General features: G+C 65.8%; 16 protein-coding genes. 13 read left to right on the forward strand and 3 right to left on the reverse strand.

Features of this window, described 5'->3' with window-relative positions; all coding sequences use genetic code 11:
* Window positions 1–303 precede the first annotated feature (303 nt).
* The 3 genes from CHC02_RS29850 to CHC02_RS04695 form a co-directional block, all read right to left on the reverse strand.
* Window positions 304–1,803 carry a P-loop ATPase, Sll1717 family gene (locus tag CHC02_RS29850; protein WP_139210183.1) on the reverse strand — a complete coding sequence of 500 codons (1,500 nt, stop codon included), beginning with the start codon at window positions 1,801–1,803 and terminating at the stop codon, window positions 304–306.
* 56 nt (window positions 1,804–1,859) lie between these two features.
* Window positions 1,860–3,017, reverse strand: coding sequence for a catalase family protein (locus CHC02_RS04690; protein ID WP_089390346.1), 1,158 nt, complete (start codon window positions 3,015–3,017; stop codon window positions 1,860–1,862).
* 159 nt (window positions 3,018–3,176) lie between these two features.
* Window positions 3,177–5,072, reverse strand: coding sequence for a c-type cytochrome (locus CHC02_RS04695; RefSeq protein ID WP_089390347.1), 1,896 nt, complete (start codon window positions 5,070–5,072; stop codon window positions 3,177–3,179).
* Window positions 5,073–5,252: 180 nt separating this feature from the next.
* Between CHC02_RS04695 and zapE the strand changes: the two genes are divergently transcribed.
* The 13 genes from zapE (at window position 5,253) to benC (ending at window position 21,031) form a co-directional block, all read left to right on the forward strand.
* Window positions 5,253–6,341: a cell division protein ZapE gene (gene zapE, locus CHC02_RS04700; protein ID WP_425262383.1), complete on the forward strand. Its 1,089-nt coding sequence runs from the start codon at window positions 5,253–5,255 to the stop codon at window positions 6,339–6,341.
* A 215-nt stretch (window positions 6,342–6,556) separates the two neighbouring features.
* Window positions 6,557–7,399 carry an IclR family transcriptional regulator gene (locus CHC02_RS04705; RefSeq protein ID WP_089390349.1) on the forward strand — a complete coding sequence of 281 codons (843 nt, stop codon included), beginning with the start codon at window positions 6,557–6,559 and terminating at the stop codon, window positions 7,397–7,399.
* Window positions 7,400–7,575: 176 nt separating this feature from the next.
* Window positions 7,576–8,925: a 4-hydroxybenzoate transporter PcaK gene (gene pcaK / locus CHC02_RS04710; protein WP_089390350.1), complete on the forward strand. Its 1,350-nt coding sequence runs from the start codon at window positions 7,576–7,578 to the stop codon at window positions 8,923–8,925.
* A 437-nt stretch (window positions 8,926–9,362) separates the two neighbouring features.
* Window positions 9,363–9,866: a pilus assembly FimT family protein gene (locus CHC02_RS04715; RefSeq protein WP_089390351.1), complete on the forward strand. Its 504-nt coding sequence runs from the start codon at window positions 9,363–9,365 to the stop codon at window positions 9,864–9,866.
* Complete coding sequence (gene pilV, locus CHC02_RS04720; RefSeq protein WP_089390352.1) at window positions 9,863–10,405, forward strand: type IV pilus modification protein PilV; 543 nt, start codon at window positions 9,863–9,865, stop codon at window positions 10,403–10,405. The genes CHC02_RS04715 and pilV overlap by 4 nt, the downstream gene beginning before the upstream one ends.
* A complete protein-coding gene (locus CHC02_RS04725) occupies window positions 10,406–11,182 on the forward strand; it encodes a PilW family protein (RefSeq protein ID WP_089390353.1) in 777 nt (258 codons plus the stop codon).
* The gene (locus CHC02_RS04730) at window positions 11,179–11,721 is read left to right on the forward strand and encodes a pilus assembly PilX family protein (RefSeq protein WP_089390354.1); all 543 of its coding nucleotides are present in this window, start codon (window positions 11,179–11,181) and stop codon (window positions 11,719–11,721) included. Before CHC02_RS04725 ends, CHC02_RS04730 begins: the two co-directional genes overlap by 4 nt.
* A gap of 23 nt (window positions 11,722–11,744) precedes the next feature.
* On the forward strand, window positions 11,745–16,067 hold the full coding sequence (locus tag CHC02_RS04735; RefSeq protein ID WP_089390355.1) for a pilus assembly protein: 4,323 nt from the start codon (window positions 11,745–11,747) through the stop codon (window positions 16,065–16,067).
* An 11-nt stretch (window positions 16,068–16,078) separates the two neighbouring features.
* Window positions 16,079–16,492, forward strand: a complete 414-nt coding sequence (locus tag CHC02_RS04740) for a type IV pilin protein (RefSeq protein WP_089390356.1) — start codon at window positions 16,079–16,081, stop codon at window positions 16,490–16,492.
* A gap of 231 nt (window positions 16,493–16,723) precedes the next feature.
* The gene (locus tag CHC02_RS04745) at window positions 16,724–17,677 is read left to right on the forward strand and encodes an AraC family transcriptional regulator (RefSeq protein WP_089390357.1); all 954 of its coding nucleotides are present in this window, start codon (window positions 16,724–16,726) and stop codon (window positions 17,675–17,677) included.
* A 480-nt stretch (window positions 17,678–18,157) separates the two neighbouring features.
* The gene (benA, locus tag CHC02_RS04750; RefSeq protein ID WP_089390358.1) at window positions 18,158–19,522 is read left to right on the forward strand and encodes a benzoate 1,2-dioxygenase large subunit; all 1,365 of its coding nucleotides are present in this window, start codon (window positions 18,158–18,160) and stop codon (window positions 19,520–19,522) included.
* Window positions 19,522–20,007, forward strand: coding sequence for a benzoate 1,2-dioxygenase small subunit (gene benB / locus CHC02_RS04755; protein ID WP_425262384.1), 486 nt, complete (start codon window positions 19,522–19,524; stop codon window positions 20,005–20,007). The genes benA and benB overlap by 1 nt, the downstream gene beginning before the upstream one ends.
* 10 nt (window positions 20,008–20,017) lie before the next feature.
* Window positions 20,018–21,031, forward strand: coding sequence for a benzoate 1,2-dioxygenase electron transfer component BenC (benC, locus tag CHC02_RS04760; RefSeq protein ID WP_089390360.1), 1,014 nt, complete (start codon window positions 20,018–20,020; stop codon window positions 21,029–21,031).
* Window positions 21,032–21,081: the final 50 nt, after the last annotated feature.

A 21,081-nucleotide genomic window follows, 5' to 3' on the forward strand; every position in this document is an offset into this window, starting at 1 on the left:
GAACGAAACCGCCGGGAATCGCTATGGCGTTACCGATGCTCTGAATCAGGCTGCTAAACCCGGCCCCGTCGTTTTCACGGGGCGAGTGGAGGGTAGGGACAATGTAGGGGATGGTCAAGAGGGCGCGGTGACATGATCATGGAGTGATGAGTTCTTGGGGGTGAATAATGATGAGGAATTAAAAATCCGCTGTCACGGAGTGGGGTTGGATATAAATTTTTGAAATGAAGATTTAATATAAGGTTTTATGATGAGTGTCAGGGTTGGCCCGCTCCGTGCTGAGCGGGCATGTGCTTGGATTTTTTATTTTGAGCCGCTTTTCTTTTTCCTCTTTTCTCGATTCTCAGTAAGAACAAGCCTGTATTTTAATCCGTTGTTTACATGGAATGGATTTTTAAAGTCAATTTGCATATGGGGGTTCGTACAGACATACTCCCAGTTTACACTGATTTTCTGTCCTATAATTGAGTTGGTGAAGAGGAAGCGAAGGATTTCATATATCTCGGCTAGGGTTGCTGATGGCTTTGCTGATTGATATTTTTCTACGTATTGCTCTGTTGTAAATATTTCGTAACCGATATTTTGAAGAGTTAGGAGGTACGATTCAAAGTCTGGATTTTGCGCTGCCCATTCGTCAATTAACTCATCATACATGCTGGATGAAACGTTTCTCTCAGCAGCGTATAAGTCTTTGGAGGTATAGAGCCCACTTGTCGCGGGTTTGTGAGCCTCTCTGAGTTTGTTTAGATAAACAATTAGATCTCGAGGGCGATAGAATGAACGGCGCAGCATGTGTTTCAGTGGCGTGGCGCCGTGGCGAACTGTCTTCTTCTCGAATATTGAAGCTGAGTGCTCCGTGGCTAAGCTTAGGTTTAGTGTGGATGGGGCATATTTCTGAATTCTTTCAGTTACCATTGCATCCAAAGATTCTGCTGCCCACTTTATCTCCACTGCACCGTCTTGATAAACCTTATTTTTATCATTAAATCGTAATGTGTCATATATGTCTGAGCGGAGAAATACAACTACTTTCAGATGGTCGCGATACTCGTGAGAGTTGTTTATATTTTGTGCGCAGAGGATGAGGTTTACTAGTATTTTTGAATATTCCTCTATCTCACCATGTAGCCAGTTTTCGTCGAGTTGATCGATAATTATTAATTGTCTTGTTGTTGTGGAGTGTTTTTTGTAAATATTGTCAAAATAATTTAGTAGTTGGAATGCGTTGGCTCGCAGTTTTCTCTGTAATTCTTCATGCTCTGCTACGTCGTCGAATTCAAAACCGCCTAGCGACAGAGATGCTTCATCGAATTCTGCACTAGGCAAGGAAAGAGACTTTATTCGAAATATTTTTGACTTAACGATTTCTAGTAAGTCCGGATTGGGGTTTCCGAATATCTTTTTAAGTAATTTTTTTGCATCAGCTAGATCGTTAGGTAATTTCCCGGTTTTTTCAAGTGTCTCGATTAGTGCGGCAAGGCTTTTGGTTATTATTATGTATTTCCAGCTGCGCTGATATGAGGAAATTTCAGACTCCATTGATTCACGATAGAGTCTTTGAATAGGCCAAGGATAGTCTTTGAAGCTTAAAGCTATAGATTGAATTCCGCCAAGGTCGCTCTGAGATGCCTGGCGTAAATACTCGTATACGGCAGTTTTTCCCGTTCCCTTCCGCCCTATTACCATCCACTTTCCCTGTTTTAATATTCGATCAAGAAGTGGTGTCTTGACGAAGTATCTCATTAGATCGCTATCGCTTTCGGCCGAAACCTTGAACTCAGGGAACCACTCGATTATATCCATCGTTTCTCTCTTGATTTTAAGTTGCGCTCTGATTTGTTAATGGTTTCTAGGCTTTTTCATGTTCCCCCACCCACCCCATTCCTCTCATGCCGATAAACGCTCACCGCCTCGTAAACCGCCTTCCGCAACCGGTTGATCCCGCCGATCGGCCGGTGCTCCGGCAGGGCGTGCCAGGGGTTGAAGGAGAGGTTGTCGCACATCAGGTTCTGTTCGCGGCTGTCGAAGTCCTGCGGGGGGATGCTGACCAGGGCGACGGTCTGGAAGGGGGAGTCCTTTTCCTTCCATTCCACGCTGGTGTCTTCGATGGGCATGTATTTGCTGGCGTCCTGTTTTTGCACCTGCAGCGCGAAGCAGGCGGGGACGCGGTCTATCGAGAGCTGCTGGTAGAGCGCGGTGCGCAGGAAGTTCGGCAGTTTTTCGTTGAGCTTGGGCAACTGGTAGCTGGGGCAGGCGCCCGGGGCGGGGACGGTGCGGAACTTGATGTTGTTCTGCTCGCCGAGCTTGTACGGGGCTATGCCGAAGTAGCTGGCCTGCAGCGGGCTGGCCGGGGCGGGGGCGAGGGTTTGCAGGGCGATCAGCAGGTGGCGGATTTCCCAGGTGCTGGGCTTCCAGCTGGGGAAGAAGGCCAGGACCTTCTGGCCGTTGGCCTGGGCGTTGAAGTTCTGCCGGTATTCGGCCACGTCGCGGACGAAGAATACCGGGTGGTTGAACATGACGAAGTCCTGTTCGCCATCGTGGCTCTTGCCGGGCATCAGCTTGGCGCCGGGCACCTCGAGCAGCTTGATGGCCATGCCGCGGGCGTCGTTGGCGCTGTCCTGCTGCGGGTAGGCGTTGCCGTTGGAGAAGCGCACCCAGGCGTTCCACACCTTGCCCGGCTGGGCGAACACGCCCTGGCGCAGGTCGGCGGGCAGGTTGGGGTTGACGGTGACTTCGGCCTTCACGCAGCCGTGGGCCTTGGCGTGGGCGTCGCGCAGCACGCGGGTGTTGTCGCGGTGCTGTTCGACGATGCGGATGGCGTCTTCGATGATGGCCTGGGTCTGCTGGGCCTCGTTCGCGGGGACCTGTTCCTGGGTCGAGACCGGGCCGCTGAACTTGATGCTGTAGTACACCCAGCCGATGCCCAGGCCGACCAGGCCTAGCAGGGCCAGGCAGAGGATGGGCAGCGCCACCCATTTGCCGAGGAGGTTCCAGATCCGGGTGAGCAGTGCGCGCATGGGGGCGGTCCTTTGCGGAGGGCTTTCTTGGTTTTCTTCTGTTGGGTTGGGTGTTCGGGGGAGGGTTTTGCCCTCTCCCTAACCCTCTCCCTGAAGGGAGAGGGGACTGTTCGGAGTGGGGCGGGGCTATGCAGTCAGCCGGTCAGCCCCGTCCTGGCATCACTCGCATTTCGGGCCTGGGGTCCAGGGTTGGGTGGGCTCGTCGGTCAGGCGGCTTTCGTAGGCCGGGTTGCCCAGTACCTTCAGGTATTCCACCAGCGCCCAGCGTTCGTCCGGGCTCAGGGCGCGGCCGATGGCGCCGTCCTTGCGGCAGCCGTCGCGGAATTCGTGGCCGCGGTTGCTGTTGCCGGTGACGCTGGTCTTGTACAGGAAGCCGCCGGGGAAGCGTTCGGTGCGGTAGCCGACGAACTTCGGGTCGAAGTCGAAGGTGCCGACGTAGAACTGGGGGTCCCGCTCGGCCACCGGCGAGAGCAGCTGGAACAGGTTGGGCACCGAGCCGTTGTGCAGGAACGGCGGGGTGGCCCACACGCCGTCCAGCGGGCGGGCCTTGTAGGCGGCCAGCTCGCGCACGCCGATCTCCAGGCCGTAGCCGTTCATGCGCTTCTGCTCGTCGGGGCCGATGCCGGCGTCCTTGTAGGCGCGCTGCTCGACGTAGGCGGTGATGTAGGCCAGGCCCTTGGCGGCGGACAGTTTGGACAGGTCCAGCGGCTGGCTGGGCGGCGGCATCAGCACCACGTTGAGCTTGTCCAGCTCGTCGAGCTGCCATTTCAGCGGCGTCAGGTCGTAGGTGTGGTTGGCGATGTTGTCCGCGGTGGTCGGGTCGGTGCCGATCACCGGGGTGGGGATCATGGTCATCTCCCATTCCGGATCGCGCGCGGGGGCCAGGCGCTGGTCCGGCTCCACCACGTGGGGGCCGTGGCAGCGCTGGCAGTTCTCGCGGAACAGCGCGCGGCCCTGGGAGGCGCGCTTGAGGTCGATGGTGCCGAACACCTCTTCCGGCCAGGCCGGCGGCTTGAGGGTCTTGAGGCCTTCTTCCAGGTCGTGGAGGTCCTTCACCCGCACGCTGGAGGCGTAGCGCGCGTCGCCCAGCACCGGCTGGCCGTTGGCGTCGAGCAGGCCGAGGGTGGCGCCCACCCCCAGGGCCTCGCCGATGTTGCGGGCCATGGGCTGCATGGCCGAGCCGTTCCACTGCACCCAGTCGAATTTCCAGATGTCCCACAGCTGCGGGTAGTTCACCGGGGCGTTGGCCACGCGGTAGTTGTCGACGCTGATGTGGTCGCCGAACACGCCGTTGGCGATGCGCCCGAAGGCGTCGGCGCGGCCGGGGCCTTCCTCGGTGGGGTAGAGGCGCCGGCGGGTGTCGTTCCAGGCGGTGCCCAGCAGGGTGCCGAGCACGTCCTTGAAGCCCGCGCGCAGTTCGGCCCTGGCCTGTTTGTCGGGGTTCTGGCCCAGCACGTCCTCGGCGAAGCGGTCGAACTTCCAGGGGTTGATGTAGGTGAACAGCATGCTCATGCCCAGCGCCTGGCCGAAGGCGCCGCCGCGCACGGTAGGGACGGTGGAGGCGATGGAGTGCATGGCCGCGCCGCCGTCGATGCGCACGGCCTGGCCGTTGTAGCGCAGCTCGCCGGTGTGGCAGGCGGAGCAGGTGATGTCGAGGTACTCCGGGCCGTTGTCGCCGTTGCGGTGGCGGGCGAAGCCCACCGGCAGGTTGCCGGGGTTGTTCGGGTCGAGCTTGCGCTCCTTGGCCGGCTTGAGCTGCTCGGGGGCGATCAGGAAGCCGTAGCGGGCGAGGTTGGCCGGGGCGGCGAACTTCTCGTCGGAGAAGGGCTGGCGCAGCTGGACGAACCAGTCGTAGAGCAGGCCCTTCACCTGGGTGCCCTGGGGCGTGTAGTAGTAGTGCTCGCGGGCCTGCTGGTCCCATTGCGGCAGCAGGTTGAGCTTGTCCGGCGGGGTGTACTGCGGCACGTTGGGGTGGGCGACGTACCAGAGCAGCACGCCACCCACGAGCAGGAGCAGCAGGACGACAGCGAGTATGATCCGTCCGATGATGCGCATCGCAACTTCCTTGTTCTGGGGGCCCGGGGCCATCGTTATGCCAATACCGGCGCCGCTTGGCAAGGTGATGGCGTACGATGAACAGGGTTTTTGTCCACCCGGCCGCTTGCGCCGTGGTGATCGCAGGCGCGGCCCATGTGCGGTTCGCCCGCCGTTTTGAAAGGGACATCACCGCCGGTGATGTCGAAAAGGTGTGTCTTGAGTTCCGATCATTCCCTCGACGACGAATCAGTGGCCGCACGGGTGTCGCGGCATTTTCGCGTGGCCCTGGACGAGCGCGGCTACAGCCCCGACGCCTCGCAGCAGGCCGCCATCGACCACCTGGCCGACTGGCTGGACGGCTTCCTCGGCGGCCGCCGCTCCTGGCTGCGCAAGCCGCCCGCGGGCGTCTACCTGTGGGGCAGCGTGGGCCGCGGCAAGAGCTTCGTGATGGACTGCTTCTATGCCGCGGCACCCTTGCAGGCCAAGCGCCGCGTGCATTTCCACGCCTTCCTGCAGGAGCTGCAGAAACGCATGATGGCCTTCACCGGCCAGGCCGACCCGCTGGCCCGGGCGGCCCGGGAGATCGCCGCGCAGACGCGGCTGCTGTGCTTCGATGAGTTCCACGTGCACGACATCGGCGACGCCATGCTGCTCGGGCGCATGCTCAAGGTGCTGGTGGAGGAGGGCGTGGGCATGGTCTGCACCTCCAACTACCAGCCCGAGGGCCTGTGCCCCAACCCGCTGTACCGCGAGCGCTTCCGCCCGGCCATCGAGCTGATCGAGAAACGTTTCGACGTGGTGCCGCTGGACGGCGGCGAGGACTACCGCCTGCGCGCCACGCCCCTGGAGAACTGGGGCAGCTACCTGTGGCCGGCGCGCGCCGACGACCTGGCGCTGATCGGCGCGCGCCTGGGCCTGGACGACGCGGCGCGGTTCGACCAGGTGCTGGACGTCAACCACCACCCGCTGCGCATCCATGCCCTGGAGGAAGGCCGCGCCTGGCTCGACTTCAGCGAGCTGTTCGAACGCCCGCGCTCGGCGGCCGACTACCTGTGGCTGATCGAGCATTTCCCGCGCATGGCGGTCAGCGGCCTGGGCCCGCTGGGCGACTACCCGCCGGACGTGAGCATGCGCTTCCTCAACTTCATCGACATCGCCTACGACCGCCAGTTGCGCCTGCAGCTGTTCGCCAGCGTGTCGCTGGACCGCCTGGCCGAGGGCGGCGCGGCGGTGGATTTCGCGCGGACCCTGAGTCGGTTGCGGCAGTTGAAGCTGGAGCCGTTGTAGGGGAGCCGGGCCCAGCTCCGGAGGGGCGGGTGTGGGTGGTGTATCGGCGTACAACCGCGAACGGTTGTACGCCCTACGCCAAGGTCGGTCATGGCGTGGGGCGAATGGCGGGTTATCCGTTGATACAGGTTTGGGCGATTATCGCCCAACTCCATTTGCGATTATCGCCCGACGCTTCGATAATCGGCCAAACCCTCCGCCAGCAGGACAGCGCCATGACCGACGAAAATTCCGCCAGCTCGGGCACCCTGGCCCCGCCCATCGTCGCTTCGCCGGCCAAGCGCATCGAGGCCTTCACCGGCGACCCCAACTTCATGACCTCGCTGGCCCGCGGCCTGGCGGTGATCCATGCGTTCCAGGAACGCAAGCGCCACCTGACCATCGCCCAGGTCAGCCACCGCACCGAGATTCCCCGCGCCGCCGTGCGCCGCTGCCTGCACACGCTGATGAAGCTGGGCTACGTGACCACCGACGGGCGCACCTATTCGCTGCTGCCCAAGGTGCTGACCCTGGGCCACGCCTACCTGTCCTCGACGCCGCTGGCGGTCACCGCGCAGCCGATCCTCGACCGCGTCAGCGAGCAGCTGCGCGAGGCCTGTTCCATGGCCACCCTGGAAGGCGACGAGATCCTCTACATCGCCCGCTCGGCCACGCCGCAGCGGCTGATCTCGGTGGACCTCAGCGTGGGCAGCCGGCTGCCGGCCTACTGCACCTCCATGGGCCGCATCCTCCTGGCCGGGCTCGACGACCAGGCCCTGGAGGACTACCTGGCCCACGCCGACCTGCAGGTGAAGACCAGCCGCACCGTGTGCACCCCCGAGGGCCTGCGCGCGAGCATCGCCGAGATCCGCCGGCAGGGCTGGGTGATCATCGACCAGGAGCTGGAGATGGGCCTGCGTTCGGTGGCGGTGCCGCTGAAGGACTCCGCCGGCCAGGTGCTGGCGGCGCTGAACGTCGGCACCCACGTCGGCCGGGTGTCGCGCCAGGAACTGGAGACGCGCTTCCTGCCGGTGCTGCTGGAGGCCAGCCGGGAGCTGAGCACGCGGCTGTTCCACTGAGGGTTGGTTTTGTTCGGTAATCGCCCGGCTTGGCGATTATCGAATTGAAGGGCTGTCAGACTATTCGTACTGTGGGCCGTCCGCCCGCAAGGGCGCCGAATAACAACAATGAGTGACAGCCACCGGTCCACGCCCCGGTGGCGGCCTCATTCCTGTCCGCCTGCAGGAATCGCCGCATGACCCGTTCCGCCACCCTGCCGTCCACCGGCACCCTGGACGTCCAATCCTTCATCAATGCCCAGCCGCTGTCGGCGTACCAGTACCGCATCGTGCTGCTGTGCTTCCTCATCGTCTTCCTCGATGGCCTCGACACTGCGGCCATGGGCTTCATCGCCCCGGCGCTGACCCAGGACTGGGGCATCGACCGCGCCAGCCTCGGCCCGGTGATGAGCGCCGCGCTGATCGGCATGGTCTTCGGCGCCCTCGGCTCCGGCCCGCTGGCCGACCGCTTCGGGCGCAAGGTGGTGCTGGTGGCGGCGGTGTTCCTGTTCGGCCTGTTCAGCGTGCTCTGCGCCTTCAGCGCCAACCTCGACCAGTTGCTGGTGCTGCGCCTGCTCACCGGCGTCGGCCTGGGTGCTGCCATGCCCAACGCCACCACGCTGCTCGCCGAGTACACCCCCGAACGCCTCAAGTCGCTGCTGGTCACCAGCATGTTCTGCGGCTTCAACCTGGGCATGGCCGGCGGCGGCTTCATTTCCGCCAAGCTGATCCCGGCCTTCGGCTGGCACAGCCTGCTGCTGCTCGGCGGCGTGCTGCCGCTGGTGCTGGCCCTGGTGCTGCTGCTGTGGCTGCCGGAATCGGCGCGCTTCCTGGTGGTGCGCAGCCGCGGCGACGAGCGCGTGCGCAAGGCGCTGGCGCCGATAGCCCCGGCGGAGGTGGCCATGGCCGGCGGCTTCAGCGTGCCGGAGCAGGGCAGCGCGCCCAGCGGCAACGTGCTCAAGGTGGTGTTCGCCGGCCGCTACAGCGCCGGCACCCTGCTGCTGTGGCTGACCTACTTCATGGGCCTGGTGATCGTCTACCTGCTCACCAGCTGGCTGCCCACCCTGATGCGCGACAGCGGCGCCAGCCTGGAGCAGGCTGCCTTCATCGGCGCGCTGTTCCAGCTGGGCGGGGTGCTCAGCTCGGTGGCGGTGGGCTGGGCCATGGACCGTTTCAACCCGCACAAGGTGATCGGCCTCTTCTACTGCCTGGCCGGCGTCTTCGCCTACTGCGTGGGCCAGAGCCTGGGCACCCTCGGCCTGCTGGCGGGTCTGGTGCTGGCCGCGGGCATGTGCGTGAACGGCGCGCAGTCGGCCATGCCCTCGCTGGCGGCGCGCTTCTACCCGACCCAGGGGCGCGCCACCGGGGTGTCCTGGATGCTCGGCATCGGCCGCTTCGGCGCCATCCTCGGCGCCTGGATCGGCGCCACCCTGCTGGGCCTGGGCTGGAACTTCGAACAGGTGCTCACTGCGTTGGTGGTGCCGGCGGCCATCGCTGGCACCGCGGTGGTGATCAAGGGCCTGGTCAGCCACGCGGACGCTACCTGAGCCCTAGGGCGGAACACCGGCGCCCGGGAACCATGGCGCGCCGATGCAGGCGCGCGCCCTGCGCGCGAAATCGCGGACGGAGTCCCTACGGGTTGCCAGGAGGCACGCCCTCGTAGGAGCGGGCCCTGCCCGCGAATCGCGCGCAGGGCGCGCTCCTACAGGTGGGACAGCGGTGGCGGGGTAGGACTCCGTCCGCGATTACCGGCCGTTCCGGCGCGATTCGCGGATAGGATCCGCTCCGAAGAACCGGCCCTCTATATCTCCCCCCCGCAATGACAACGGACCAGCGGTCGCCCACCGCCTGCGAGCGGTAGCGAATGTATCGGCCATGAAAAATCAAGGACACATGCCGCCGCTAACGCCGGCCCCACAATAGGCCCATCGCATCCCGGCCCTGGCCGGGGTTTCACGCAACTGTCGTTCGAGCGGTTCGGGCCATGAGTGTTTCTGTCCACCCGCGCAGGCCGGTGCCCATGGAGGGGGCCGAGGGTCAGCGCGCTTTTACCCTGATCGAGCTGATGGTGGTGGTCGCCCTGGTGGCGATCTTCGCCAGCATCGCCGTGCCGGCCTTCGGCTCGCTGATCGAGTCCAGCCGGGTGAAGTCTTCCGCCTCGGCGCTCTACCGCCTGCTCCAGGGCGCCCGCGCCGACGCCGTGAGCACGCGCACCGCCATGAGCCTGTGCCAGAACGGCAGCGCCTACGAGTGGCTGCTGGTGCGTGCCGGCAGCTGCGCCTCGCTCGACGCCAGCCTGGTGGCGCAGCGCCTGAGCCTGCCCAGCAGCATCGGCGTGGCCAGCAGCGTCAGCGGCCTGACCTTCCGTGCCGACGGCAGCGCCGCGGTGGCCAGCCTGAGCCTCAGCGGCAGCAGGAGCGGCAGCAGCTACAGCATCAAGGTCGCCGCTTCCGGCTACATGAGCCTGGGCTCGGGGAGCAGCCAATGAAACGCAACCTGGCCGGCTTCAGCCTGATCGAAGTGCTGGTGGCATTGCTGGTGATCTGCGTCGGCGTGCTGGGCATGCTCGCCATGCAGGGCAGGGCGATCGCCTATTCCCAGGACATGGCGGTGCGCGGCACGGCGGCGGCGCTGGCCGACGAGCTGATGGAAACCATCCGCACCGACCTCTATTCCGCCCAGGACGGCGGCACGCCGCTGACGCCGCCGGCCAGCTCCGACTACTACAAGGCCAGCGGCAGCGCCTTCCCCGCGGCGCCGGACAGCTGCGCCTCGCTGGCCGCGCTGAGCGCCTCGCAACGCCTGGGCTGCTGGGCGCAGCGGGTGCGCCAGGCGCTGCCCGACGCCGCCAGCCTGATGAGCAGCGATTTCCACGTCTGCCGCAGCAATGGCGCCAGCACCTGCAGCGGCAGCGGCTCGGCCATCGAGATCCAGCTGGCCTGGCGGGTGAAGTCCGGCGAGTGCCTGGACGCGAATGCCGGCAGCGACCCGACCATCTGCCACTACGTGCTGCGCGAGGAGCCCTGAATGCCCGCCCACTCCCGCCGCCAGGCCGGCCTCTCGCTGGTCGAGCTGATGGTGGCCATGACCCTCGGCCTGTTCCTGGTGCTGGGTGTCACCCAGATGTACCTCGACGGCAGCACCCGCACCCGCTACTTCACCGGCCAGTCCGAGAACCTCGACAACGCCCGCTACCTGCAGCGAGTGCTGGACGCGCGGCTGTCCCGGGCCGGCTACCGGCGCCAGCCATCGACACGCATGAGCACCGCCTTCCCGGCGCAGAGCAAGAACGGCTGCAGCTTCGCCGCCGGCCAGGCGCTGGTGCGGGTGGATGCCAACACCCTGTGCCTGCGCTACCAGCCGCGCGACGCCGACGACATCGACTGTACCGGCGCTTCCCTGGGCAGCCTGCCGGGGTTGACCACGCCCTACGCGACCTTCAGCCCGAGCAACGACGTGGTGGAGAAGATCGGCCTCGCCAACGGCCAGCTCAGTTGCAACGGCAGCGTGCTGGCCGACAACGTGGCGGCGGTGCACTTCGACTACGGCGTGGACACCGGCAGCGACGAGAACGCCCGCCAGGTCGCCAAGTACGTCGCCAGCCCGACCAGCGCCCAGACCGTGCGCAGCCTGCGCTACACGCTGCTGCTGGCCAGCAGCGGCAGCAACCTGACCGGCGGCATGAGCACCACCAGCTGCGCCGACTGGGCGACCCTCAGCGGCGGCAGCGCCTGCACCGACGGCGACGGTACCCTGCGGCGCATCGTCAGCGGCAGCAGCATGTTGAGGAACCTGATGCCATGAGGAGTACCCCGATGCACGGGCGCCAGCGCGGCGCCGTGCTATTCGTCGCCCTGGTGATGCTGCTGGTGCTGACCCTGCTGGCGGTCGGCGGCATGCGCGAGATGCAGCTGGAAGGGCGGATGACCGGCAACCGCCTGGAGCTGCAGCGGCTGACCAGCGCGGCCGAATCGGCCCTGCGCGAAGGCGAGGGCAGGGTGAGCGAGAGCAGCCGCGCGCTGGAGGCCTGCTCGTCGTCCGCCAGCCCCTGCTACACCGGCCTGGCCAGCAGCTACGCCGCGGACTTCTCCAGTACCACGGCCTACACCGGGCTGGACGGCGCCACCAGCCTGCCGCGCAACGCGCGCTGGTACCTGCGCTACATCGGCAACAGCTGCAAGGGCGGCTCCGGCGGCAGCGCCAACGCCTACCTGTCCAAGGGCCAGGCCGGCTGCACCTACTACTACGAAGTCAACGCCCAGGCCTACAAGGACCGCGCCAGCGCCGGCTGCGCCGCCAACACCCTGTGCCTGCGCTCCAGCACCGCGCTGGTGATCCCATGAGGCCCGCGAGGAGGCTCCCTACCATGAAACCGCTGCGCGCGCTGGCGCTGCTCCTGCTGTCCTGCCTGCTGTGCGCCGGCGCCCGGGCCTCGGTGCTGGCGCAGACGCCGCTGTTCGTCAGCAACATCGCCCCGCCGATGAACATGCTGGTGGTCGGCCGCGACCAGAAGCTCTACTTCCCGGCCTACAACGACGCCTCGGACATCGACGGCGACGGCCAGCTGGACATCTACTACAAGCCGAGCATCGACTACACCGGTTACTTCGACTCGTACAAGTGCTACAGCTACGACAGCAGCAACAACGTCTTCGTCCCGAAGAGCGTCACCAGCACCAAGAAGTGCAGCAGCCAGTGGAGCGGCGACTTCCTCAACTACCTGACCATGTCGCGCCTGGACGTGCTGCGCAAGGTGCTCTACGGCGGCTACCGCTCCACCGACAGCGCCACCGCCACGGTGCTGGAGCGCGCCTTCATCCCCAACGACGCCCACAGCTGGGGCAAGGAATACAAGAGCGTCGCCCGCGACGGCTACAACATCGCCGACTACGCGCCGCTGAGCGTCCCGGACAGCGGCAAGTACATCCTCTTCGCCAACACCTCGCGGCCGGCCAGCGGCACGTCCACGCTCACCGGCTACAGCAGCAGCGCCGTGCCCAGGCTGCGGGTGATCAGCAACACCAGCTACCGCATCTGGAACTGGGTCTCGCGGGAGGACCCGCAGGCCACCAACACCATTTCCTCCAGCACCAGCGTCACCCCCAGCCCGGACATGACGGTGCGCGTGCAGGCCTGCGTCAGCGGCCTGCTGGAGAGCAACTGCACCCAGTACGGCAGCGTCTACAAGCCCACCGGCGTACTCCATGACTACGGCGCTTCGAACAAGATGTACTTCGGCCTGGTCACCGGCACCTATTCCAACAACCTGCGCGGTGGCGTGCTGCGCAAGGCGCCGGCCAGCTTCAGCGACGAATACACCGCCAGCACCGGGCGCTTCCTCACCGACGCCACCAGCGGCACCGGCTGCCTGAACTCGCGCTGCTACGTGAACAACAGCGGCATCGTCGCCAACCTCGACCGCCTGGTGTACTACCAGCGCTGCAGCAGCGGCACCCTGCTCAACCCGCTGACCAACGGCAACTGCCCGGACTGGGGCAACCCGCTGGGCGAGATGGCCTACGAGGCGCTGCGCTACTACGCCGGCAAGGCGCTCAACGGCAACTATGCGGCGGGCAGCATCGACACGGGGCTCGGGTTGTCCAGCGTCACCACCTGGAGCAACCCCTACTCGACCTACCCGTCGTGCACCCGGCCGTTCATGACGCTGATGAGCGACATCAACCCCAGCTACGACTCGGACGTGCCCGGCAGCACCCTGGGCAGCGACGTCAAGCCCACCGACGACATCGGCTTCGACTTCGCCAGCATCGGCGCCACCCTGTGGAGCAAGGAGGTGGGCGCCAGCGCCAAGGTCAACATCGGCGAATCCTCCGGCACCACCAACGACTCGGCGCCCACCGCCAAGTCCGCCAGCAGCTTCGCCAGCATCCGCGGCCTGGCCGAGGAGCCCACGCGCCAGGGCAGCTACAGCACCGCCGCGGTGAGCTACTTCGGCAGCCAGACGGCGCTGACCAGCGCCGGCTCGAACAAGGTGCAGAGCTTCTCCATCGCGCTGTCCTCGACCTTGCCCAACATCAGGATCACCACCAGCAAGGGCACCCTCAAGCTGGTGCCCTTCAGCATGGACGTGACCCAGGGCGTGGTCAGCCAGATCACCGGCTTCTACATCGACACCCTGACCAGGGACAGCAGCGGCAACATCAGCACCATCACCTTCCGCGTGGTCTACGACGACTCGGCCCAGGGCAGCGACTACGACATGGACGCCATCGTGCTCTACACGGTGACGGCCAACAGCGACGGCACCGTGTCGGTCACCGCCAAGACCGAGTATTCGGTGGCGTCCTACGAGTCGCACATGGGCTACACCATGTCCGGCACCACCAAGGACGGCGTCTACCTGGAGGTGACCGGCGGCGGCAGCGGCAACGTGCAGTACAAGCTCGACACCCCGGACGGCAAGTACCCGGGCGACTGCTCGGCGAGCGGGGCGAGCTGCGCCTACCTGCCGGGCCTGGCGAACAACAGCGCGACCATCACCGACACGTCCGGCTCGGGCCGCAACCAGACTTCCACCACCCGTGCCACCTACCACACCCGCACCTTCACCCCATCCGCCTCGACCGCGGTGACCACCCTGCAGGACCCCCTGTGGTACGCCGCCAAGTACGGCAAGAGCGACCTCAGCACCTGGGACTCCGACGGCGACGGCACGCCGGACAACTACTTCCTGGTGAGCAACCCGAGCAAGCTGGCCAGCCAGCTGAAGTCGGCCTTCGACGACATCCTCCAGCTCAACACCTCGGTCACCGCGGTGGCGGTGGACTCGCAGTCGCTGGACGACGGCGACTACGTCTACAGCACCAACTTCAGCTCCAGCGACTGGACCGGCGACCTGATCAAGAAGCAGAAGGTCAAGACCACCTCCAGCAGCGGCAGCACCAGCACGACCACCACCACCCTGTGGAAGGCCTCGGCGCAACTGCCCAGCAGCCGCAACATCTACTTCGCCAGGAACGGCAGCCTGACCGCGTTCACCTGGGCCAACCTCAGCAGCGCCCAGCAGACCGCGCTCAACCGCACCGCCGCCGGCGTGGTCGACAGCAAGGGCACCACCCGCGTGGACTTCCTGCGCGGCAGCAACACCAGCTTCCGCAGCCGCTCCACGCTGCTCGGCGACATCGTCAACTCCTCGCCGGTGCTGGTCAGCGGCGCCGACTACATCACCGCGCGGGCCGACGCCCTGGAGGGCAGCACCAGCTACGCCACCTACGCCAGCGGCCAGGCCTCCAAGCCGTCGGCGGTCTATGTAGGCGCCAACGACGGCATGCTGCATGCCTTCAACGCCAGCACCGGGGCCGAGCTGTTCGCCTTCATCCCCAGCGCGGTGATCGCCAACCTGAACATCCTCACCGCCAGCGACTACGGCAAGGAGCAGGGCACCGAGCACCAGTACTTCGTCGACGGCACCCCGGTGGTGGCCGACGTCTACTACGGCTCGGCCTGGCACAAGGTGCTGGTCGGCAGCCTGGGCGCCGGCGGCCGCGAGGTCTTCGCCCTGGACGTGACCGACCCGGCCTCGCCGAGCCTGCTCTGGGAGTTCACCAGCGACAACGACTCGAGCCTCGGCTACACCGCCGCCAGGCCCAGCATCGCCCGCCTGCACGACGGCAAGTGGGTGGCCCTGGTGCCCAACGGCTACGAGAGCGGCAGCAACAGCGCCTCGCTGCTGATCATCGACATCCAGACCGGTACCCTGCTGAGGAAGCTCACCGCCACGCCCAGCCTGACCAGCGCCGAGACCAGCGCGCTCGACAGCCTGGCCAACGGCCTGTCGCGGCTCTACGTGGCCGACGTGAACAGCGACGGCATCGCCGACTACGCCTACGCCGGCGACCTGCTGGGCGACCTCTGGCGCTTCGACCTGATCGACACCAGCGCCAGCAGCCCGCTCACCGCCAGCGCCGCCGACGCCAGGTTCGCCGTGGCCTTCGGCGGCAACCCGCTGTACGTGGCGCGCAATGCCAGCGGCACGCGTCAGCCGATCACCGCGGCGCCGAGCCTGGTCGAGCACCCCACGGGCACCGGCTACATCGTCGCCTTCGGCAGCGGCCGCTACCTGACCACCTCGGACAAGACCTCCACCGCCACCCAGAGCGTCTACGGCATCTGGGACCGCAAGACCGCCGGCGAGGCCACCAGCGCCTCGCTGACCGCGGCCAGGACGCGCAGCGACCTGCAGCAGCAGACGCTGACCGCCGGCACCACCGACGGCGTCACCACCTACAGCCTGAGCGACAGCGACGTCGACTGGTACGACAGCAGCGGCGACACCGCCGACGCCAACGTGGCCAAGTGGGGCTGGTACTTCGACTTCACCCAGAGCGGCGAGCGGCTGATCTACGACATGACGCTCTACGGCTCCAGCCTGATCTTCAGCAGCGTCACGCCGCAGACCGGCACCTGCGCCGCGGGGCTGTCCGGCACCGTCTACGCGGTGGACCCGGAGAACGGCGGGCAGACCGACTACAACGTCTTCGACCTGGACAACGACGGCACCTACGAGTCGGTGGCCGGCTTCGTCACCGGTGGCGGCGACATCACCCTGTCCGGTGGCTACACCTGGGGCAACTCCGAGGCCGCCAACACCCTCGACGGCGTGGCCACCAGCACCGGCACGGTCAGCGGCCGGCGCAGCTGGCAGGTGCTGCCGAGCGATTCCAACTGAAAGGGCCAGCGATGAAACCTGCACAGCGAAGCCGCGGCTTCACCCTGATAGAAATGATGATCGTCGTGGTCATCCTGGCGATACTCGCGGCCATCGCGCTGCCCAGCTACCAGAAGTACGTGCTGCGCAGCCACCGCGCCGAGGGCCAGGCGCTGCTGAGCGAGGCGGCGGCGCGGCAGGAGCGCTACTTCGCGCAGAACAACAGCTACGCCAGCACCGCCGCGGCGCTGAACATGACCAGCTACGTCGCCAGCCTGCAGTACTACGGCCTGGCCATCTCCAACGTCAGCGCCTCGACCTACACCCTGACCGCCACGGCCACCGGCAGCCAGGCCAGGGACAGCGAATGCCTGACGCTGACCCTCGACCAGGCCGGCACCCGCGGCGCCAGCGGCACCGGCACGGCCAGCACCTGCTGGCAATGAGCCAGGGCGAAAGCGTGCGATAGGCGAACACTGCGCCACAGGTCGAATTGCGCCGCCGGCCATCCCACCTTAGGGTGGCCGGACGGTATGCGGGCCAGCCGTCCCCGGATCGGGGTGGCCGCGCGACCGTCCGTCCTCTGCCGGGCCCTGCCGTCCCGGCCACGGCATAGACTGGACGGGCACGAGCCGCGACGAAGAGCGCGGACGACTACAACAAGAGTGAGTGCCTGTATGCAGAACCTGCTGAGCGAGCGCAGCCGGATCTTCGAACGCGCCGACCCCTACGCGGTGTCCGGCTACGTCAACCAGCACGTCGGCAACCACGCCCTGCGCATGCCCGCCCACGGCCGCCCCGAGGCCAGCCTCAACCACCGCAAGTTCGCCAGCCTCGACCTCTGCCGCATCAGCTACGGCGCCGCGGTGCGCGTCACCTCGCCGGCGCTGGAGACCATCTACCACCTGCAGGTGCTGCTGCACGGCCACTGCCTGTGGCGCGGCCAGGGCCGGGAACACTACCTGGAGCCCGGCGAGCTGCTGCTGATCAACCCGGACGACCCGGTCGACCTGACCTACTCGGACGACTGCGAGAAATTCATCATCAAGATCCCCACCGCGGTGCTCGAAGGCGTCTGCGCCGAACAGCGCTGGGCCCACCCGCGCCAGGGCCCGCGCTTCACCGAGAGCCGCTACCGCCTGGGCGAGCTGGAAGGCTTCGTCAACCTGCTGGGCATGGTCTGCATGGAAGCCGAGGCCGGCGAGCGCCTGCCGCGCATCGAGGAGCACTACCAGCAGATCGTCGCCAGCAAGCTGCTGACCCTGCTGCAGACCAACGTCAGCCGCGAATGCCTGGCCGCGCCCATGGCCTCGTTCGAGCGCATCGACGACTACATCGAGCGCAACCTCAAGCAGGACATCGACATCGAGGAACTGGCCCGCCAGGCCAGGATGAGCCTGCGCTCGCTCTACGCCCTGTTCGAACGCCACGCCAGCAGCACCCCACGCCAGTACATCCGCCAGCGCAAGCTCGAACGCATCCGCGCAAGCCTCGCCGACCCCAGCTGCAACGTGCGCAACGTCACCGAGCTGGCGCTGGACTACGGCTTCCTGCACCTGGGGCGCTTCTCCGAGAGCTACCGCCAGCAGTTCGGCGAGCTGCCCTCGGAAACCTTCAAGCGCCGCGGCTGATACCGGGCGGCATTCGCGGTTATCCGCCGTTGGCCGTGCCACCGGGGCGTCCGGCGTGGCCGGTGAATCCAATCGCGGACGGAGTCCGCTCCGTCCGTGCCATGCCATTCCCCTGTAGGAGCGCGCCCTGCGCGCGAATCGCGGGCAGGGCCCGCTCCTACGTCCGTGCTTCCTGGAACCGTAGGAGCGGACTCTGTCCGCGATTCGGCGGATAACGCCGTAGGCGTTATGCGCCCTACGGGTTTCCAGAGGAATATCCGCGCGCACCGGAACGCCCCTTCAGAAGGCCGAGCGAAACCGGCGCTCAGGAGGTCATGCGACATGGATGTCGACCCCGCACCCCCTCAATCCCCACCCCCTGAAACACCTCGCAACCCCGCCTGCAAAAACCGGATAACGCTCTGCACAAAGCGGATATTGCCCCCGCCCACCCAGCCCTAACCTGAGCCTGCCTGAACAATAACAACGGAGGCCCCGGCCATGACCCTGGGTATCGACTACTTGCGTTCCCTGCTCGAAGAAGACCCCGTCAAGGGCGTCTACCGCTGCAAGCGCGAAATGTTCACCGACCCGCGCCTGTTCGAACTGGAGATGAAGCACATCTTCGAAGGCAACTGGGTCTACCTCGCCCACGAAAGCCAGATTCCCGAGAAGAACGACTTCCTGACCACCCTGATCGGTCGCCAGTCGATCTTCATCGCGCGCAACAAGGAAGGCCAGCTCAATGCCTTCCTCAATGCCTGCAGCCACAAGGGCGCCATGCTCTGCCGGCACAAGTCGGGCAACCGCTCCAGCTACACCTGCCCGTTCCACGGCTGGACCTTCAACAACTCCGGCAAGCTGCTCAAGGTCAAGGACCCGGCCGAGGCCGGCTACCCGTCGAGCTTCAACTGCGAAGGCTCGCACGACCTGACCAAGGTGGCGCGCTTCGAGTCCTACCGCGGCTTCCTCTTCGGCAGCCTCAACCCCGACGTGCGCCCGCTGGTGGAGCACCTGGGCGAGTCGGCGAAGATCATCGACATGATCGTCGACCAGTCCCCCGAGGGCCTGGAAGTGCTGCGCGGCTCCTCCACCTACATCTACGAGGGCAACTGGAAGCTCACCGCCGAGAACGGCGCCGACGGCTACCACGTCAGTTCCGTGCACTGGAACTACGCCGCCACCCAGAACCAGCGCAAGCAGCGCGAGGCCGGCGAGGAAGTGAAGACCATGAGCGCCGGTGGCTGGGCCAAGCACGGCGGCGGCTTCTACTCCTTCGAGCACGGCCACATGCTGCTCTGGACGCGCTGGGCCAACCCCGAGGACCGCCCGGCCTACGAGCGCCGCGAACAGCTCGCCGCCGACTTCGGCCAGGCCCGCGCCGACTGGATGATCCAGAACTCGCGCAACCTCTGCCTGTACCCCAACGTCTACCTGATGGACCAGTTCAGCTCGCAGATCCGCATCGCCCGGCCCATCGACGTCAACCGCACCGAGATCACCATCTACTGCATCGCGCCCAGGGGCGAAAGCATGGAGGCCCGCGCCCAGCGCATCCGCCAGTACGAGGACTTCTTCAACGTCAGCGGCATGGCCACCCCGGACGACCTGGAGGAGTTCCGCTCCTGCCAGCAGGCCTACCAGGGCAGCGCCGAGGGCTGGAACGACATGTCCCGTGGCGCCGCCCACTGGATCCAGGGCGCCGACGAAGCCGCGCAGGAGATCGAACTGCACCCGCAACTGTCCGGCGTGCGCACCGAGGACGAAGGCCTGTTCGTGCTGCAGCACAAGTACTGGCTGGAAGCGATGACCCAGGCCCTGGCCGCCGAACAGGCCAAGCGCATTCCGCTCGAGGAGGCCGTGTGATGAGCCGCTACGAAACCGTCCGCGACTTCCTCTACCGCGAAGCCCGCTACCTCGACGACAAGGACTGGGACGCCTGGCTGGAGCTGTACGCCAGCGACGCCAGCTTCTGGATGCCGGCCTGGGACGACCGCGACGAGCTGACCCAGGACCCGCAGCGGGAAATCTCGCTGATCTGGTACGGCAACCGCGGCGGCCTGGAAGACCGCGTGTTCCGCATCAAGACCGAGCGCTCCAGCGCGACCATGCCGGACACCCGCACCTCGCACAACATCAGCAACATCGAGGTGCTGGGCGAGGAGGACGGCATCTGCCAGGTGCGCTTCAACTGGCACACCCTGAGCTTCCGCTACAAGACCACCGACAGCTACTTCGGCACCAGCTTCTACGCCATCGACCTGCGCGGCGACAACCCGCTGATCAAGGCCAAGAAGGTGGTGCTGAAGAACGACTACGTCCGCCAGGTCATCGACATCTACCACATCTGAGGTGGCCGCCATGAGCTATTCGATCGCACTGAACTTCGAGGACGGCGTCACCCGCTTCATCGACGCCACCCCCGGCGAGACCGTGGCCGACGCGGCCTACCGCCAGGGCGTGAACATCCCCCTGGACTGCCGCGACGGCGCCTGCGGCACCTGCAAGTGCTTCGCCGAGGCCGGCCGCTACGACCTGGGCCAGGACTACATCGAGGATGCGCTGAGCGAAGAGGAAGCCGGGCAGGGCTACGTGCTGACCTGCCAGATGCGCGCCGAAAGCGACTGCGTGGTGCGCGTGCCTGCCTCCTCGGACGTCTGCAAGACCCAGCAGGCCAGCTACCAGGCGGCCATCAGCGAGGTGCGCCAGCTCTCCGAGAGCACCATCGCCCTGTCGGTCAAGGGCGAATCCCTGAGCAAGCTGGCCTTCCTGCCGGGGCAGTACGTCAACCTGCAGGTGCCGGGCAGCGACCAGAGCCGCGCCTATTCCTTCAGCTCGCTGCAGAAGGGCGGCGAGGTCAGCTTCCTGATCCGCAACGTGCCGGGCGGGCTGATGAGCAGCTTCCTCACCAGCCTGGCCAAGGCCGGCGACAGCCTGGAACTGGCCGGCCCGTTAGGCAGCTTCTACCTGCGCGACATCAAGCGCCCGCTGTTGCTGCTGGCCGGCGGCACGGGCCTGGCGCCCTTCACGGCGATGCTGGAGAAGATCGCCGAGCAGGGCAGCGAGCACCCGCTGCACCTGATCTACGGGGTGACCAACGACTTCGACCTGGTGGAGCTGGACCGGCTCGAGGCCTTCGCCGCGCGCATCCCCAACTTCAGCTTCAGCGCCTGCGTGGCCAACCCCGAGAGCAGCTATCCGCAGAAGGGCTACGTCACCCAGCACATCGAACCCAGGCACCTCAACGAAGGCGAGGTGGACATCTACCTGTGCGGCCCGCCGCCGATGGTCGAGGCGGTCAGCGCCTACATCCGCGAGCAGGGCATCACGCCGGCGAATTTCTACTACGAGAAGTTCGCGGCCAGCGCGGCGTGATGGGGGCGCTGTAAGAGCCCCTCTCCCTAACCCTCTCCCGCAAGCGGGAG

The sequence above is a fragment of the Pseudomonas delhiensis genome, from assembly GCF_900187975.1.
GTDB classification, from domain to species: Bacteria; Pseudomonadota; Gammaproteobacteria; order Pseudomonadales; family Pseudomonadaceae; genus Pseudomonas; species Pseudomonas delhiensis.

What these genes read in the sequence shown, in the direction of transcription:
- CHC02_RS29850 (WP_139210183.1), bottom strand. Translation starts at nt 1,803, where the DNA reads ATGGATATAATCGAGTGGTTCCCTGAGTTCAAGGTTTCGGCCGAAAGC.
- CHC02_RS04690 (WP_089390346.1), bottom strand. Translation starts at nt 3,017, where the DNA reads ATGCGCGCACTGCTCACCCGGATCTGGAACCTCCTCGGCAAATGGGTG.
- CHC02_RS04695 (WP_089390347.1), bottom strand. Translation starts at nt 5,072, where the DNA reads ATGCGCATCATCGGACGGATCATACTCGCTGTCGTCCTGCTGCTCCTG.
- zapE (WP_425262383.1), top strand. Translation starts at nt 5,253, where the DNA reads ATGTCGAAAAGGTGTGTCTTGAGTTCCGATCATTCCCTCGACGACGAA.
- CHC02_RS04705 (WP_089390349.1), top strand. Translation starts at nt 6,557, where the DNA reads ATGACCGACGAAAATTCCGCCAGCTCGGGCACCCTGGCCCCGCCCATC.
- pcaK (WP_089390350.1), top strand. Translation starts at nt 7,576, where the DNA reads ATGACCCGTTCCGCCACCCTGCCGTCCACCGGCACCCTGGACGTCCAA.
- CHC02_RS04715 (WP_089390351.1), top strand. Translation starts at nt 9,363, where the DNA reads ATGAGTGTTTCTGTCCACCCGCGCAGGCCGGTGCCCATGGAGGGGGCC.
- pilV (WP_089390352.1), top strand. Translation starts at nt 9,863, where the DNA reads ATGAAACGCAACCTGGCCGGCTTCAGCCTGATCGAAGTGCTGGTGGCA.
- CHC02_RS04725 (WP_089390353.1), top strand. Translation starts at nt 10,406, where the DNA reads ATGCCCGCCCACTCCCGCCGCCAGGCCGGCCTCTCGCTGGTCGAGCTG.
- CHC02_RS04730 (WP_089390354.1), top strand. Translation starts at nt 11,179, where the DNA reads ATGAGGAGTACCCCGATGCACGGGCGCCAGCGCGGCGCCGTGCTATTC.
- CHC02_RS04735 (WP_089390355.1), top strand. Translation starts at nt 11,745, where the DNA reads ATGAAACCGCTGCGCGCGCTGGCGCTGCTCCTGCTGTCCTGCCTGCTG.
- CHC02_RS04740 (WP_089390356.1), top strand. Translation starts at nt 16,079, where the DNA reads ATGAAACCTGCACAGCGAAGCCGCGGCTTCACCCTGATAGAAATGATG.
- CHC02_RS04745 (WP_089390357.1), top strand. Translation starts at nt 16,724, where the DNA reads ATGCAGAACCTGCTGAGCGAGCGCAGCCGGATCTTCGAACGCGCCGAC.
- benA (WP_089390358.1), top strand. Translation starts at nt 18,158, where the DNA reads ATGACCCTGGGTATCGACTACTTGCGTTCCCTGCTCGAAGAAGACCCC.
- benB (WP_425262384.1), top strand. Translation starts at nt 19,522, where the DNA reads ATGAGCCGCTACGAAACCGTCCGCGACTTCCTCTACCGCGAAGCCCGC.
- benC (WP_089390360.1), top strand. Translation starts at nt 20,018, where the DNA reads ATGAGCTATTCGATCGCACTGAACTTCGAGGACGGCGTCACCCGCTTC.